General features: G+C 61.7%; 20 protein-coding genes. 9 read left to right on the top strand and 11 right to left on the bottom strand.

All coding sequences use genetic code 11. The annotated features are described in order from the left end of the window. Window positions 1-7: 7 nt before the first annotated feature. The 11 genes from ACZ9BX_RS33785 to ACZ9BX_RS33735 are packed head-to-tail and all read right to left on the bottom strand — an operon-like array spanning window position 8 to window position 7,200. Entirely contained in the window at window positions 8-277 is a 270-nt protein-coding gene (locus ACZ9BX_RS33785; RefSeq protein WP_100770922.1) for an EscS/YscS/HrcS family type III secretion system export apparatus protein, read from the bottom strand. Window positions 278-282: 5 nt separating this feature from the next. Next, entirely contained in the window at window positions 283-936 is a 654-nt protein-coding gene (gene sctR, locus ACZ9BX_RS33780; protein WP_476222731.1) for a type III secretion system export apparatus subunit SctR, read from the bottom strand. Then, window positions 929-1,984 (bottom strand): type III secretion system cytoplasmic ring protein SctQ, encoded by a 1,056-nt coding sequence (gene sctQ / locus ACZ9BX_RS33775; protein ID WP_476222729.1) that lies wholly within the window; start codon window positions 1,982-1,984, stop codon window positions 929-931. The genes sctR and sctQ overlap by 8 nt, the downstream gene beginning before the upstream one ends. 4 nt (window positions 1,985-1,988) lie before the next feature. Continuing rightward, window positions 1,989-2,477 (bottom strand): type III secretion system stalk subunit SctO, encoded by a 489-nt coding sequence (sctO, locus tag ACZ9BX_RS33770; RefSeq protein ID WP_476222727.1) that lies wholly within the window; start codon window positions 2,475-2,477, stop codon window positions 1,989-1,991. Next, complete coding sequence (locus ACZ9BX_RS33765; protein ID WP_476222726.1) at window positions 2,474-3,820, bottom strand: FliI/YscN family ATPase; 1,347 nt, start codon at window positions 3,818-3,820, stop codon at window positions 2,474-2,476. The genes sctO and ACZ9BX_RS33765 overlap by 4 nt, the downstream gene beginning before the upstream one ends. After that, window positions 3,817-4,422 carry a FliH/SctL family protein gene (locus ACZ9BX_RS33760; protein WP_476222725.1) on the bottom strand — a complete coding sequence of 202 codons (606 nt, stop codon included), beginning with the start codon at window positions 4,420-4,422 and terminating at the stop codon, window positions 3,817-3,819. Before ACZ9BX_RS33760 ends, ACZ9BX_RS33765 begins: the two co-directional genes overlap by 4 nt. Then, entirely contained in the window at window positions 4,419-5,168 is a 750-nt protein-coding gene (locus tag ACZ9BX_RS33755) for a SctK family type III secretion system sorting platform protein (protein WP_476222724.1), read from the bottom strand. Before ACZ9BX_RS33755 ends, ACZ9BX_RS33760 begins: the two co-directional genes overlap by 4 nt. Beyond that, entirely contained in the window at window positions 5,105-5,905 is an 801-nt protein-coding gene (gene sctJ, locus ACZ9BX_RS33750) for a type III secretion system inner membrane ring lipoprotein SctJ (RefSeq protein ID WP_476222723.1), read from the bottom strand. The genes ACZ9BX_RS33755 and sctJ overlap by 64 nt, the downstream gene beginning before the upstream one ends. After that, window positions 5,902-6,333, bottom strand: coding sequence for a hypothetical protein (locus ACZ9BX_RS33745; protein ID WP_476222721.1), 432 nt, complete (start codon window positions 6,331-6,333; stop codon window positions 5,902-5,904). The genes sctJ and ACZ9BX_RS33745 overlap by 4 nt, the downstream gene beginning before the upstream one ends. A gap of 28 nt (window positions 6,334-6,361) precedes the next feature. Then, window positions 6,362-6,547 carry a hypothetical protein gene (locus ACZ9BX_RS33740; RefSeq protein ID WP_476222719.1) on the bottom strand — a complete coding sequence of 62 codons (186 nt, stop codon included), beginning with the start codon at window positions 6,545-6,547 and terminating at the stop codon, window positions 6,362-6,364. After that, window positions 6,544-7,200 carry a type III secretion protein gene (locus ACZ9BX_RS33735; RefSeq protein WP_476222717.1) on the bottom strand — a complete coding sequence of 219 codons (657 nt, stop codon included), beginning with the start codon at window positions 7,198-7,200 and terminating at the stop codon, window positions 6,544-6,546. Before ACZ9BX_RS33735 ends, ACZ9BX_RS33740 begins: the two co-directional genes overlap by 4 nt. A 370-nt stretch (window positions 7,201-7,570) precedes the next feature. Between ACZ9BX_RS33735 and ACZ9BX_RS33730 the strand changes: the two genes are divergently transcribed. The 9 genes from ACZ9BX_RS33730 (at window position 7,571) to ACZ9BX_RS33690 (ending at window position 15,373) form a co-directional block, all read left to right on the top strand. After that, window positions 7,571-7,732, top strand: a complete 162-nt coding sequence (locus ACZ9BX_RS33730; RefSeq protein WP_165614753.1) for a hypothetical protein — start codon at window positions 7,571-7,573, stop codon at window positions 7,730-7,732. Between the two features lie 124 nt (window positions 7,733-7,856). Beyond that, window positions 7,857-8,765, top strand: a complete 909-nt coding sequence (locus ACZ9BX_RS33725) for an FHA domain-containing protein (RefSeq protein WP_476222714.1) — start codon at window positions 7,857-7,859, stop codon at window positions 8,763-8,765. A 25-nt stretch (window positions 8,766-8,790) separates the two neighbouring features. Further along, entirely contained in the window at window positions 8,791-9,162 is a 372-nt protein-coding gene (locus ACZ9BX_RS33720) for a hypothetical protein (protein WP_476222713.1), read from the top strand. Next, window positions 9,159-9,494, top strand: coding sequence for a tetratricopeptide repeat protein (locus ACZ9BX_RS33715; RefSeq protein ID WP_476222712.1), 336 nt, complete (start codon window positions 9,159-9,161; stop codon window positions 9,492-9,494). The genes ACZ9BX_RS33720 and ACZ9BX_RS33715 overlap by 4 nt, the downstream gene beginning before the upstream one ends. After that, window positions 9,491-11,638 carry a type III secretion system export apparatus subunit SctV gene (gene sctV / locus ACZ9BX_RS33710; protein ID WP_476222711.1) on the top strand — a complete coding sequence of 716 codons (2,148 nt, stop codon included), beginning with the start codon at window positions 9,491-9,493 and terminating at the stop codon, window positions 11,636-11,638. The genes ACZ9BX_RS33715 and sctV overlap by 4 nt, the downstream gene beginning before the upstream one ends. An 82-nt stretch (window positions 11,639-11,720) precedes the next feature. Continuing rightward, window positions 11,721-13,067, top strand: a complete 1,347-nt coding sequence (locus ACZ9BX_RS33705; protein WP_476222709.1) for a type II and III secretion system protein family protein — start codon at window positions 11,721-11,723, stop codon at window positions 13,065-13,067. Beyond that, a complete protein-coding gene (locus ACZ9BX_RS33700; RefSeq protein ID WP_476222707.1) occupies window positions 13,057-13,503 on the top strand; it encodes a hypothetical protein in 447 nt (148 codons plus the stop codon). Before ACZ9BX_RS33705 ends, ACZ9BX_RS33700 begins: the two co-directional genes overlap by 11 nt. Further along, window positions 13,500-14,342 carry a tetratricopeptide repeat protein gene (locus tag ACZ9BX_RS33695; RefSeq protein ID WP_476222705.1) on the top strand — a complete coding sequence of 281 codons (843 nt, stop codon included), beginning with the start codon at window positions 13,500-13,502 and terminating at the stop codon, window positions 14,340-14,342. Before ACZ9BX_RS33700 ends, ACZ9BX_RS33695 begins: the two co-directional genes overlap by 4 nt. Continuing rightward, on the top strand, window positions 14,339-15,373 hold the full coding sequence (locus ACZ9BX_RS33690) for an EscU/YscU/HrcU family type III secretion system export apparatus switch protein (RefSeq protein WP_476222703.1): 1,035 nt from the start codon (window positions 14,339-14,341) through the stop codon (window positions 15,371-15,373). Before ACZ9BX_RS33695 ends, ACZ9BX_RS33690 begins: the two co-directional genes overlap by 4 nt. Window positions 15,374-15,376: the final 3 nt, after the last annotated feature.

Below are 15,376 nucleotides of genomic sequence, written 5' to 3'. Positions count from 1 at the left end.
CGCCCACCTACCGCGTCAAGGCCGGAAAGACGTCGAGCGTGTTGCTGGCGAAATTGGCGACCTGGGCGGCAAGCACCGGACCGAGAATCACGAGTAGCAGCATGACGGCGACGAGCTTGACAGCTTGCGGCAGCGTCTGGTCCTGGATCTGGGTCAGCGCTTGGATGAGACCGACGCTGACGCCGATGACGATTGCGATTGCAAGCGCCGGTGCCGAGGCGATCAGCACGGTCAACATCGCTTTCTGCATCTGGGCGAGGAAGGCAGTTTGATCCATCGGCGCTATCCGTAACTCAGGATCAGGCCGTGCATCAGCCGCGACCAGCCATTGACCGCGACGAAGAGGAATATCTTCAGGGGAATGGAAATCAGGGTGGGGGAGACCATCATCATCCCCATCGCCATCAGCACGGTTGAAACGATGAGGTCGATGACGAGAAACGGCAGATAGAGCAGAAAGCCGATCTCGAAGGCGCGCGTCAACTCCGAACTGACGAAGGCCGGGACGAGGATGAGAAGGCTGTCGGTCTTGACCGAGGCTCTCGCTTCCTCCGACCAGATGCGCTCGGTTGCCTGCATGAAGAACCGGCGTTCATTCTCATCCGTGTAGCGTTCAAGATGCGATTGCAGCGGTGCGCGCAGGGACTCCGCCGCCTGCATCATGCTGTCCATCGATTGCACGTCGACCTGCTCGCTCGACAAAGTGCGGTACATCTCTCCGACAAGCGGGGTCGTCACATAGACCGTGAGGATCAGCGCAACGCCGTAGAGCACGAGATTGGGCGGCGATTGCTGGATACCCAGCGCATTGCGAATGAGGAAGAGAACGATCGAGATTTTCAGGAACCCGGTCATCGTCACCACCGCGAGCGGAATGAGCCCTATCGTAGAGACGATGATGATGATCGGGATGAGATTGGTGGTCGTCTCACCCATCTGTCGAAAGCCGCACCACGCGCACGCCAAGGCCTTCGCCGATCCTGATCAGTTCGCCCTTTCCGACGAGCCGCCCGTTCGCCATGATGTTGACGGGGCTAGAAAGGCTCGGACTTGTGTGAAGAACCGTCCCTTCGCCCATCCTGGCGATTTCCTTCAGCGGGAACTCGGCGCGACCGATCTCGAAAACCAGCTGGACTGGAAGGTCTGCCAGCGTTTCGAGCTTATCGGACGGAGGCGTATCCTGTTTTGACATGGCGGAATATTCCCAGCTTGCTCTTAGATCTTGCCACGTAGACGTGAGTACGAGGCCGGAATCGCCCCGGCGCAGCGAGGCGATCAGGTGGTTGCCGATAAGGGCGAAGGGTTCTTCGGCATTAAACTGCTGGCACATGACGATATCGCCGGCGCGAAGACTTTCATATTCGCCGATGGTCAGGTGCTGGATGCCGGCGCATAGGTGGATGGGCTGGACCAGGTTTGCCGTCAATGCGCCCAGGCCGCTTCCATGCTCACCAAGGGCGTTGCCGATCTTAAGCGCCGCCGCAGCATTCAAGTGCAGTTCCGCATGGTGGGGCAGGCCGCCGCAATCGATCGTCCAGCAAAGCTTGACGGGACATTCGCCCGCAGCATCCGGCGGGCCGAGGCGCACCGGTTCCCCGATACGGTCTTCCAGTTCTGCAAGATTTGAGGCGAGTGCCTCCTCGATGAGGATGTTGCGCTGCAGAGGGGAAAGGGCGGCGATCCTTCCGCGAACCCCAAGCCCCGGCGCAAGCTCGTCGAGCGCGGCTGCAGGAATCATGAAGCGGCCGGCCGACGCGCCGATGAAGAACACAAGCTCGACCGGTTCCACCAGGGATCGCGTGCCGTCCTCGGGCCGAATGACAATGGTTGCTGTGGCCAGCGAGAGCCGAAAAGCCACGCGGATCCCTGCCAACACGTTGAGTGCGTCGACATGGGCGGCTGCAACCTCCGGCAGGCAGGACGGGTCCTCGGTAAGGGTACGAACTTCCTGGGCGCCGGCGCGCGTCTGCGTGGAGATGCTCATCCCGTCACCTTCCCCGCTTCTTGCTCTTCGGGTGGATGATGTCCTCGTCCTCCATCTCGCTGAGGACGTCGGCACGCCTCGCTTCCTCGCGCCGGTTTTCATCGGCAAGGAACAGGATGCGATCATGCAGTTTCTGTTTGCGCCGGTACTCGGCCGCAAGCTCCTGCTTTTGCTTCGCCTCCTCCCTCTCGCGCTTTTCGGCGCCGTGAACCTGCTCCTCGAGCTGGCGGGCGCGGTGGTCCATGGCGGCCAGCGCGCCGCGGTATCTTTGGAGGTCGCGGTGACCGGCAGTGCCTTGCGCGAGATGGGCGTAGAGAACGTCTTCTTCCCGTCTGCGCTCTTCCTCATGGGAAAGACTTTCGTCCCTTGCCGCCTCAGCGGCCCGGGCGGCCTGCTGGTGGAGGCTCAGCTGACGCTGCGCCTTTTCTTGCGCCCGCCGCATTCTAAGCGCCCGCAACTCGACGAGTTGCCGCAAATCGACCTTCCGGGTCACGATGCGATCCTTTTCAACTGCTCCTGGGTTTCTTCCAGGGAAGAAAATTCGCCGCTCTCCTGCCGCAGAAAGGCTTCGATGGCGCCGTGCTTTTCGATTGCTTCATCCGACAGCGGATCGACGCCGTGCTCGTATTCGCCGACCCGGAGCAGGAGTTCGATCTGCTCGTAACGGGCAAGCAGCGTGCGGATATGGGCCGCGTGATCGCGGTGCGCCTTGCCTGCGACGCTTTCCATCAGGCGGCTGCGGCTCTTCAGGATGTCGATGGCTGGGAAGAAGTTGCGCTCGGCCAGGCTGGAGCCCAGCATGATGTGACCGTCGAGAATGGCTTTTGTCTCTTCGGCAACCGGATCGAGCGTGCCATCACCCTCGGTCAGCACGGTATAGAGGGCTGTGATCGAACCGCCCTGTCCGGGGCCGGCGCGCTCCAACAGGCGCGGCAGCGCGGCGAAGAGCGAGGGCGGATAACCGCGCCGCGTCGGCGGTTCGCCCGCCGCTAGGCCAATTTCCCGTTGCGCCCGGGCGAAACGGGTGACGCTGTCCATCAGCAGAAGGACGTCTTGACCCTGGTCGCGAAAATATTCGGCGATCGCCGTTGCACCGTAGGCCGCTTTCACCCGTTCGATCGCCGGACGATCAGATGTTGCGACCACGACGACCGAGCGCTTGCGGCCCTCTTCGCCGAGCTGTCTTTCGATGAACTCCCGCACTTCGCGCCCGCGCTCGCCGATCAGCCCGATGACGACGACATCCGCCTTCGTGCCCCGAACGATGGTGGAAAGGAGCGAGGACTTGCCGACGCCAGGCTCGCCGAAAACGCCGACGCGCTGCCCGCGGGCGACCGTCAGCAGCCCGTCGATCGCACGGATCCCAAGTTGCAGCGGCTCGGTGATCAGGTCGCGCTGGAGCGCATTGGGCGGTGGCCGGTGGGTCGGATAGTAGGTGTCGGTGACGACCGGAATGGGACGATCATCAGCAAAGTCGAGGAGCTCTCCCAAGGGATTGAGCACGCGGCCGAGGAGGTCGTCGCAAACCGGGATCTGCAAGGTCTTGCCAGTTGCGATCACCTCCGCGCGCGTGGACATGCCCTGAAGATCGCCGATCGGCGTCAGGATGGCCTCCTCGTCTTCGAAGCCCACCACCTCCGCCGGCACGGTCGCGCCGGAAACGGGATCCCTGAGGTGGCAAAGTTCGCCGATCCTGACCATCGGCGCGGTCGCATGGACGATGATGCCGGTAATCCTGCGGATCCGGCCGCGAACGGGTCGCGTCTCGCTCGTGAGCGCCCGTTGGCGCAGGCGCTCGATGAGCGCGCCTGGATCCGACAGCACATGCTCGTTCATGCGGAAGGTTCCGATCGGCCGGGCTGGACGCCGAGCAGGGCTTCGCGGATGACCGACAATTGTGTATCGAGGCCTGCATCAACGACGGCTACGGCGCTGGCGAGAACGCATTTGTTGCCGTCGAGCCGCGGATCGGCAAGCACGGCGATCTTGAGCGCGCCATTGCCGTTGTGGCGCTCAACGAGTTCGGCGACCCGGTCGGCCAATGCGGGAGAGACGGTGATCGTTACCTCGCGCTCATGCTGAAACGATTGCAGCGCCTGCTGCGCCAGATTGGCGACCAGCTCTGCCTGATCGAAACGGCCGAGCAATTTTTCGGCGATCGCCAGGCCGAGTTCGGCAATCTGCCGGTCGATGCCGGCCAGATAGGCATTGACGTCGGCGGTGGTCTTCAGGAGCAGGGCCGCTGCCTGCCGTTCTCCCTCCAGCCTGCCAGCCTCGTAGCCCTTTCTTCTGCTCGTCGTGACGACGTCGCGAACCTGCGCAAGCTGCTGATCCGCCTTGGCCTTCGCCGCCTCCAGGAATGCGAAGCCTTCAAGCCAATGTTCGCCTTCGGCCTGCTTGAGGATCTTCTTGGCCGGGCTTGTGGGGATCTCGTTCATCGCTCCTCCTTGACGGTGGCGCCGGCGTGATCGTCCCTGGCGGTTTCGTGCCGCAACAGGCGCCTGACGATCGCAGCGCCGGTGGCGGCGTCTCCCGGCTCGGTGAACGGAGCAACGTCGCCGACAGTCTCACCCCTCAGTCGAAGCCATGCCGCCAGTGCAGTGGGCAGCGAGGCCTGCCAGCTCGCCCAGCATCTGCGACCGTCGACGTCAATCGCCTGCATCAAGGCATCGAAGCCGCCCGCAATCTCATGGCCCGCGGCAAGGTCGCGGTTATCGACGGCTACCCGAAATGCACGGTCACCGACGCGCTCTTTCATCAAGGCGACTTCGCGGCTGCGGATTTCGCCGGCAAGCGCATGACCCCAGAACACGGCCCCAGCCAGGTAGCTATGTTGCGCGACAGCCTCTGGCGGCAACGCAAGGAGTTTGAGATCGTCCGGTTCGGGACAAGGGCAAAAGCCGGCGTCCGGAAGGTCGAATTTGTCCATAAGCAGCCGCATAAGCGGACGCTGGACCCGATCGGATTGCTGCAGCCTGACGGCGGCCTCGATCGAGATCGCCTGGTCATAGGCTTGAACGATATGGCGGTGATGAACAAGGCGGGCCGGGGCGGTGCGGAAGGCCGCCCAGACATTCTCCAGTTCGGCGGCCGCCGCGCCGTTTGTCGATGAGCGATCCGTCACTTTGCCGGACCGTAGGGCTGCAGCGGATAGACTTTCCGCCGGCCGCTGTGCTTGCGCCATGCCAGGTATCCAAGGCCGGCGATCGCGGCAATCAGGGCGCCGGCAAGGCAGCCGAAGATGAGCTTGGCCCTGGCCACACTCGCCGGCAGCATCCAGATCCCCAGGAATGATGTGAGTTCCGCGCCGGTGACGGGCTCGCTCGCCCGCTCGCTCGCGACGGGCACGACCGAGACCTTTTCGTAGGTGAGGCCGGATATGCTGTTGGCGACCAGCGTCTTGATCCGCGGGATCAGCGGATTGACGTCGAGATCTTTTTCGTGGCGGATGAAGACAGAAGCGGAGGCCGGTATGGCATTGCGCTGCAGCGGGTCGTTGTCCGGGAGCACGACGTGGACGCGCGCCGACAGGACCCCGTCGATCTCGGAAACAGTCCGGGAAAGCTCCTCGCTCAACGCATAGATCATCTGTGCACGTTCCTGCACGGGCGAAGCGACGAGGCCTTCCTGCTTGAACACGGTGCCGAGTGTCGCGAATTTCGCCTTGGGTAGCCCGGCCATGTTGAGCGTGGTCACGGCTTGCGAGAACTGATCCTCGTCGACCGTCACCGTCAGCTTGCCGTCCTTCTGCACGACCCGGCTCGCCGCAATGCCTTTCGAGAGCAGGGTTGCGACCATCTCGTTGGCCTCGCGTTCGTCAAGATTGGTATAGAGATCGACGCTGCAAGCCTGCAGCGTCAGGACCACAAGCGCGAGCAGCAGTCCGCGCGCAATCGATGAGGAGCGCCAGGAGATATTCATTGACCTTTGACGAGGGTCATCGTTGCGCTTGTGAATTGCGTCGGGCCGCGAACGACCATCTGCGTTTCGATCGCATGATCGAAGATCCTCCCCAGTGCCTCGACTAGCCGTCCTGCTTCGCTGTCCGGTGTCCGCGTCACGCTTGTTTGAGCGCCGGCCGCATCCGGCGCAAACGACTGCGATGCCGGTGATTGGTCCAATGGGGCTAAAAGCTCGGTGTTGCTTGCGAATTTTCCGGCGCGCTCGACGAAACCTTTCAGGTTGTCGACGATCGTCCGGCCGAGATCGGCCGGGCTTGCCCCGTGTGGCAGGGTTTGGGCGTTCAGCGCCGAATGCTCGAACAGGCCTTGCGACGCGACCGAGGCCGGATCCTGCGGCGCAGAGGACATCGCAAGCGTTGCATTCTCAACTGGCTGGACAACCGTCATGGTTGCGTCTCCTGCTGGAAAAAGGGGATTATTCCTCGTCGGACAAGGCTTCGTTCAGCACTTCCTGGGCGATCTTCATCATTTCTTGCCCGATCAACTGGCCGCCGCCGCTTGCAATGGCTTGCTGCAAGGCTTCCTCGAATTGTGCCTGCGAGGGGTCCACATTTTGCGTCTGGGTGGGCGTCTGCGCTGTCGCGGCTACCGATCCGGTCATTTGTGCTCTCCTGCTGAGGTGTCGCTTGTGCTGGAATTGGCGACGGTCTGGCGGCCCTTACCGGTCAGATCGTCCGCAACCTCGTTGTGCTGGCCGCCGCGAAAGATCCGCACCCGGGGATCGTCCACCTGGGTCACTGGGGGTGGCTGAACGGATGAAACGACCTGCTTCACCATGGCGATGAAGGCAGGCGGACCTGAGACACGAATAGCCGGGGCGTTGGCGGTCGCGAGTACCGAGAAGCGCTCGTCCATGAGGTCTAACCGCTTAATCTCGTTTATGACCGACTGGCCGTTTGCCCTGCCGATATTGACGATCTGTGTCGCGAACTCGTCACTGGCATTGACGTACAGAACCGAGCCATCGAAATACCAAATCAGCCCGTTGGCCTGCGTCACCTTGTCGAGGAATCCGCCCGCCGTTTCGGCGCGAATCTCCCCGCGTACCTGGCCACGGATTCGATCCGACAGGATCACCGGAATCGAAAGGTTGCGCCCGAACTCCTTCAGTGCGTCACGAACATCCTGGCTGATTAAAACGTAGCTGTATTTGCTGCTGTACCAGCGCGGCATAGCTGCAAGGGCCGGATATGTGGATGCCAATATAGCCGTAGCTAACATAAAGAGCTTCCCCGCAACCATGACGTTCTTCATGTCAAACGTTCCGATTGTTCGCGTCGAGCGGCTCCAAAAACTATTACAGCAGCCGGGAATGCGCAACTCGCAGTTGGACAAAATTCAAAGCAATGTTATTTGCTAAACAAGCCAAAACTGAAACACCCTGAAAAATAACTGTGTTTCTTCAATGCGTAACAGTTCCATGACATTGAAACGTCTGTTTCAATCGTTTGAAATCACGACATATTACGCATTGAAAGATTATGTGATGCGCTTGGAAATTGTCAATTCCGAGCTTCAACTCTAACCATTGCGGTGCCCTATGCAGGGCAGTCGACTCGATGAGAACTGTACACCGGCGCTGGAGCCTTGCTCCCGGCCGGACTGAATTATCAAGGAGAAGACAATGGCAGTTTCCGGTGTAAGCGGTACGCAAACCTCGGACAATTCAATCAAGACGATGACGGAAGCCTTCGACAAGGCGATCGAGAAGTCTGCCGAGATTACCAAAGTCACGACCGAAAAGAAGGTCGCCCTCGACGCCGCGAAGCAGCGTCCGAACGGCTAAGCACAAGCCGAGGGGCGACTTGCGTCGCCCCTCTCATCTCCATTGCAAAGACTTGGCTTGGACGACGCCGTGCTTTCAGCGTGGCGTCGGCATCTTTGGTATACGGCGAGCGAGGTGAGAGTTCATGGCATCCAATCTGGTCTTGAGGAATGCTGCTGCCGATTTGACACTCGATGTCCTCAACGGCGTTCACAGTGGCGTCTCCTTGCCTTTGGAAAACGGCTCCTACTTGATCGGTTCAGCCCCGGACTGCGATCTCATGCTCAGTGACCGCGACGTGAGCGCGCATCATATGCGTCTGCAGTTTGCGGGTTCCGAGGTGATGATCGAGGCAACCGGTGCCGACGTGATGGTGCAGGATACAAGCGTGCCCGTTGGCCACGGCCTTCACGTCAAAACCCCTGTGACGATTTCGCTTGGCAGCGCGCGCCTTCGTCTTTGCCGACCGGCGCAGGCCGCGCCGGGCAGAAAAGCAGACAAGTCGAAGCGCACAACCTGGATGATCGGCGGCGCAGCGGCTTTCTCGCTTCTCACGATTGCGGCTGTCCAGGCAGGGATTGCTAACGTCGGCGACCGGCTGCCGATGGCAAGCTTTGACGAAAAGACGGTGGCGGCCGCAACTGTGAGCGCCTCAATGCCCTCGGCCGATGAGGTGTCTTCGGCGCTTGCGGCAAAGCTCGCTGCGGCGGGCTTGAGTGATCTTCAGGTAAAGGCGGACGGGACGCGGTTTGCCGTTTCCGGTGCGCTCGACGAGGAGGCGCGCAAGTCGTGGAGCGATATCCAGACTTGGTTCGACCGGTCCTATGGCACCAACTACGTCTTGACGAGCATGGTCGGCGAGGCCGCGGCCAAAACGTCGCCAAAATTCAATCTCCAGGCCGTTTGGTTCGGGGAAACGCCTTATGCGATCGGTGCCGACGGCACCCACCTCTACAAGGGTGCCGCGCTCGAGGACGGCTGGTACATAAAGGACATTCGCGACGGCAGCCTGAAGGTGGGGCGGCAAGGCGAAGAATTCATCCTTCGCTTCTGACAGGCGCGACGAGAGGAACAGCAAGATGAGTTTGGAGGTCCGCCGACACGACAATCGCCGCGCCCAGTCAAGCGCGGTTTCCGTTCGGCCGGATGCGGCCGTGGAAGCGCAGCATCAGGCCTTCGACGCCAGGATCCTGCAATCGGTCCGCCAGGCCAGGCAGAAGGCTGAGACGCGCGGCGCGCGCACCGGTGCGACGGAGCGGGCGAGGCTCTCGAACGCTTCCCTGTTCGACCTGTCGCGGTCCCAGGAGATCCTGGCCTATATCGTCCAGGAAGTTTTGCCCGGCCTCGACCTCGACGAGGATGTCGCCAAGCTTACGGCGTCCATGCTGAAGGACGAAATCGAAAGTCGCCGCGATCTTCAGCACCGTCTCATGCAGGCGCAAAGCAGTTGACGCAGCAACGCGCGGACAGCCTCGAATTTCTTCATGCGCTCGGCCTGCTCTACTGTCGCGCCGGACACCATGAGCGCGGCCTCGTCTTCTTGCTTCTCGCAGCACGAATGGCACCTGCAAACGTCTCGATATTGCATTCGCTGGCCGACGCATTCGTCGAGACGGACGCTGGAATGCGTGCGATCGCCTCCATCGATCGCATCAGAGAAATCTCAAAGGAAGCCGATCCGGATCTTGCCCGCCTGAGGAGCAGGGCGCACTGGCTGCGTGGACAGGAAGACCAGGCGCGCGAGGCCTTCAAGGCCTATCTTCAGGCGAGGGTGGTGAAATGAACGCAATCGCCACCGTCAACCAGTTCGCCAGGGCCGCCTCCCGCCGGTCGGATATCGTCGTTGCGGCACTGGTGATGCTCGCGATCACGATGATGATCATTCCGATGCCGACCTTTCTGGTCGACGCTCTGATCGGATTTAACTTCTTCTACAGCCTCCTTATCCTTGTCGGCGCGCTCTATGTGTCGAGCCCCGTCCAATTCTCGTCTCTGCCGTCGATCATTCTGCTTGGAACCCTCTTTCGCCTCGCGCTTTCGATCACGACGACCCGGCTGATCCTGACGCAGGCAGACGCCGGGCAGATCGTTTCAGCCTTCGGAGACCTCGTTGTCGGCGGCGATGTGCTCGTCGGTCTCATCGTCTTTCTGATCATCACCGTCACTCAGTTCGTCGTAATCACCAAGGGCGCCGAACGTGTCGCCGAAGTGGGCGCGCGCTTTGCCCTCGACGCCATGCCGGGCAAGCAGATGAGCATCGACAATGAGGCCCGCAGCGGCGAAATCGACCAGCAGGAGGCGCGTCGAAGGCGCGAACAGCTCGAGCGCGAGAGCCAGTTCTACGGCGCCATGGACGGTGCCATGAAGTTCGTCAAAGGAGACGCCGTCGCGGGCCTGATCATTATCACGATCAATCTTGTCGGCGGGCTTACGATTGGATCCGTGCGACGCGGCATGACCGTCGGCGACGCTGCCCATACCTATTCACTGCTGACCGTCGGCGATGGCCTCATCTCACAGATACCTGCGCTGATGATGGCAGTGGCGGCCGGAGCGGTGGTAACGCGCGTGCCGTCTGGCCAGCGCCCGCAGGACTTGAGTTCTGAAATCCTCGGGCAACTCGGTGCGAGCGACCGCGCGCTGGCGCTGGCGGCCGCCATCCTCTTCGCCTTCGGCCTGGTTCCGGGCTTTCCGCTGATTGTCTTTTGGACGCTCGCTGCCGTGGCCGGCCTTCTTGCCCACACTGCGCGCCGGCGGCCTGCCGTCGGCGATGCGGCAGGAACCGCATCGATCCGACGCGAGGCGCCCCGGCCGGTCTCTTCCGGCAGTCCCGTCGTCGAGCATATAGCCGGCAGTTTGCCCGGCGGTTCCGGCAACCTCGTCGGGGTCGCGCACAGGATCACTGTATCGCTTGGAGAGGACCTTGCCGGGGCTCTTCGGCTGCCGGTCTTCGCCGAGCGGACAGAGGCGTCCGCCGCAGCGATCCTCGGCGACCTCGGTATTCGCGTCCCGGCGATCGGCCTGGTGGCGGATCCCCGGCGGGCGCCGGCTGAGTTTCGCATCGATTTCGAGGGCGTTCCGGTCGTCGAAGCCGCGCTCTTGCCCGGCCATGTCATGGTGTGGGACGAAACGGTCGATCTCGACATCATGTTGGTCCCCTATGTGAGGCAACCGGACCTCCTCGGGCTGAAGCTCGTCTGGGTCGAACAATCCCATGCGGCAGCACTTGACGCTGCCGGCGTCGGCTATTGCGAGCCGGCCGATGTCGTGATGACGCTTCTGGAGCGTGTCCTGCGCCGCTATGCGCCGGAGTTCGTCGACGCACAGGAAGTGCGCGCGCTCCTTGGCCGCCTGGAGGAGCCCTACGGCGACCTGATCCGAGAGGTTCTGGAGGCAGTTTCCGTGCAGAAGCTTGCCGACGTCTTGCGAAGGCTGATCGAAGAAGATGTTCCGATCACCAACATGCGCATCATTCTTCAGGCGATTGCCGAGCGCGGCGGACAAATTCAGGGTGTGCAGGCTTTGACCGACAGCGTGCGGGCAAGCCTCGGCCGGCAAATCTGCTTCCGCCTTGCCGACGACAACAGGATCGTTTCGGCCTATCTGCTGACGCGGCCGTTCGAAGACGAGGTGAGAGCGGCTATCGAAAAGAATATGGGGCCGGCGGGCGCGATTTCGGACCGGCTGGCGACGCCGATCCTGGAAGAATTGAAGAAGCGGCAGGAGAAAGCGGATCTCCAGTGCCGAACCGCGATCCTGACGTCGATGGACGTCCGTCGGCACATCCGGAACCTTCTGACGCGCCACGACGTAAATGTGGCAGTTCTTTCCTACCAGGAAATTTCCCCGGAGTTCAGCGTCCAGTGCATTGGCTATATCGCGCTCCCGGTTGCAGGAACGGCGCAGCTCGAAGGCGGCCGTGCATGAATTCTCCGGGGCACATCATAAAAGACAAGGCTTTGACATGCGCGCCCGGGCGCGCCGGTGAGGGGAACGAATAGGAAATGGAATGCTGAGCTTGCGAAGCCTCCGCGCGATTGCGGCAGGAGATTTACTTTCATTCATCCTGGTGGCCACGCTTGCGCTCGGCTTTTTTGCGCCATCTGCGAAGGCGCAGGTGAAGATCGATGCGAAAAACGGCCAGGTTCTTGAGCTCGCCGTCGGGGAGGGCCAGATCCTGCGCTTCGACGAACCGGTCGAGTCGGTCTTCCTCGCCGATACGGCGATCGCAGATGTGCGCGTCGTCTCGCCGGGCGTGGTCTATATCTATGCGACGAAGATCGGCGACACCGATCTCACTGCGCTCAGCGCCGACCAGAGCACGCGCGGTACAGTGCAGGTTCGCGTCAGCGGCAACCCGCGAGCCGCCAACCAGTCGGCGCGGGCGCTGCAACCCACCACCAGAGTCGATATAAGGCTGTTCGGCGGCCAATATGTCGGCACCGGCCAGACCCGCAATGTCGGTGAAGCGATGGACATGGAAAATGTCCTGCAGAGCTATTCGACCCCGGACAATCCGGCGCTCAACAATACGACGATCGCCGGCACGAACCAGGTCAATATTCGCGTCCGCTTCGCCGAAGTCGCCCGCAACGAATTGACGCGCTACGGCATCGATTGGAGCGCCTTCGTCAACAGCGGATCGTTCTCCTTCGGCATCATCCGGACCGGCGGCGCCAGCAACGAGGACGACACGGGGATTACGATCGGCGCAAGGGGCGAGCACGTCAACGTCAACGTGCTGCTCGATGCGCTCCAGGCGAATGGCATATTGACGATCCTTGCCGAACCGAACATCACCGCCGTCACCGGCCAGAGCGCCAGCTTTCTCGCAGGCGGCGAGATACCGGTGCCAGTGCCGGTCGGCAACGACCAGATCGGTATCGAATACAAGCAGTTCGGTGTCTCACTCCAGTTTACGCCGACGCTTCTGCCGAACAACCGAATCGCGCTGCAGGTGCGTCCAGAAGTCAGCAGCGTTTCGCAGGACAGCGTCGTTTCGATCGGCGGCCTGGTCGTGCCGTCGCTGCGCATTCGCCGTGCAGACACAACCGTCGAGGTCGGCAGCGGCCAGACGTTTGCGATCGCCGGCCTGTTTCAACGGCAGGAATCGCAGACGCTCAACAAAACACCGGTCGTCGGCGACGTCCCGATCCTTGGCGAACTGTTCAAGTCGAAACGGTTTCAGCGCAATGAAACGGAACTCGTCATCCTGATTACCCCTTTCCTCGTGTCGCCGACCTCCGAACGAAAGATGAAGACGCCGCTCGATAGTCCTGCAGGCGCCATTACGGCGCCGCGCAAGAAGGCGAAGCCCGCGGTCAACAACAACGGATACGGTTTTTATGTGGAGTGATCGTTTGTCGGGCGATGGTGCGGCAAAGGCCCGCGTGATGCTGGCCGCGGGCCTGCTGTTTGCCCTTGCGGGCTGCAACGGTTCCCATCCGCAACCCTACTCTCCCAACTACAGCTATATTTCGACGCACGGCGCGCCGGAAAAAGGCGGGCTTGTTCGCAAGGGTTACGAGGAGGCGGAAAGCCGGACGCTGGTTCCCGACGCCTGTATCACCCCCGATACCGCCGATCAGCCGCTCTACCTGCCGCCGGGCTGCGCCAACAATCTCAATCTGCAGTTCATGGCAGAGGATCAGGGACATCTCATCCGGGGCCGTGAAATGGGTCCTGCCATGGCTGCTCCGGTGGCGCGCGCCGCGAAGAACTACCTCGACGGTTACAGCGAGGAGGGCCGCAGACTCCGCAACACGGCGAACAACAATACAGGTGAAGAATGAGAGCGCGTTCCTTTCTGAAATTCGGCGCGCTAAGGAAGGGTGTTGCCATACTCCTTGCGCTTCAGGCACTTTCCTCATGCACGACGACGTCAGCCGAGAAGGAGAAGGACAAGCCTTCGAGCGAGCAGGCGAAACTGTTGAACATCGCCCACAGCATCGAGGCCAAGGGGGAAAGCGCAACCGCGCTTGCGCTTTACGAGCGCGCCGCCGCGAACGCTCCTGACGACGTATCGCTGCGCGTCCGGCTTGCGAATGCGCGCCTGAGGGCAGGCGATGCCGAAGGGGCGGAAAAAGACTTTCGCGCCGCCCTGCAGGTGAGCCCCCAGGATCCTGAGGCACTGCTCGGGCTCGGCACCGCCCAATTGCGCAAAGGCGAGGCGGCAGCGGCTGCCCGAACTCTGGCGCCGGCCGCCGAGGCACTGAACTCCGTCATCGCCTATAACCGGCTCGGAACGGCGCTCGTCTTCAGCGGTAGCGGGGCCGCGGCGGAGGAAGCCTTTTCGAAAGCGCTTTCGCTGCAGCCAGCGAATCTCGACACCACGACGAACCTCGCCCTCGCCGAGGCGCTTGCGAACAACCTGCCGCAGGCGGTAACGCATATGAGCAGCGTGGTCGCGTCGCCGCTCGCCGAAAGGCGGCATTTCGTCAACTATCTGATCGTCCTGACCATGGCCGGGGAGACGGAGAAAGCACGATCCGTCGGCGTGCCCGACATGACGGAGAAGCAGAAGAGCGCGATCCTGGCGAAAGCGGCAAAGTTGCGGTCGATTTCCGATGCGGCCAGGCGCGCCCAGGAAATCGGCCTGCTGGCGTCATCCAAGGATGGCGGTATCACATGAGCGAGACAAGCGAAGAAAAATCGCTTCCGGCTTCCGAAAAGAAGATCCTGGACGCGCGCAAGAAAGGCCAGGTGCTCCACAGCCCCGACATGGTCTCGGGCATCATGATCCTGTTCTCGACGCTCTTTCTTTTCTATGCCGCGCCGCATCTGCAAGTGAAGATCAACATGCTTCTGGACGAGGCGTCGCATATCTACGACCGCCCCTTCGCGGACGTCTGGTATCGGCTGAGCACGATTGCCGCCGGTGCGCTTTGGGCAACGGTGCTGCCGATCCTCGGGATAACGGTCGCAGCGATCCTTGCGACGAACGTCGCGATCACGAAGGGCTTCGTCTTCTCGGCAAAGCCCGTCGAGCCGGATTTCAGCCGCATCAATCCGGCGGCCGGCGTAAAGCGCCTGACCTCACTCAAGAGCGTTGTCGAGTTCGGCAAGGCACTGTTCAAGATTCTTGCGCTTTCCGTGGCGTTTTCCGTTGTTTTCTATGCGGGCCTGAAGGCGCTGTTTCAGGCGCCCGCATGTGGTTTTGCCTGCCTGCACGCGACCTCGCTGTCGATGCTGAAGACCACGGCCTTCATCGCAATCGCGGCTTTTATCGTCATGGGCACCTTCGATGTCTTTCTGCAACGCTGGCTGTTCATGCGCGAAATGCGGATGACCAAGTCGGAGGCCAAACGCGAACACAAGGACACGGAAGGCGACCCGCTGATACGGCGGGAGCGCCGCAAGCTCGCGCACTTGCTTGGCACGAGCAGGACCGGTCTTGCCAACGCAGTGCTGCTGATTGGAGAGCAATCGGCAATAGTCGGGATCCGCTACGTTCGGGGCGAAACGCCTGTGCCGATCATCGTTTGTCGTGCCGCCGGTAAAGCGGTGGCCTCGATGAGAGAGCAGGCCAGAGGTCAAGGGATCCCATTAGTGACTGATGCGGAACTCGCCGCGGAGCTTGGCAAGACGCCGGTGGGAGCGCCTGTTCCGGACCGTGTCTTCCAGCAGGTGGCGAATACTTTGGTGGCCAATGGTTTGATTTGAACG

The organism is Rhizobium sp. USDA 3886 (assembly GCF_056279785.1).
The sequence above is the reverse complement of the archived record's forward strand: the minus strand, read 5'-3'. Positions and strand labels throughout refer to the sequence as shown.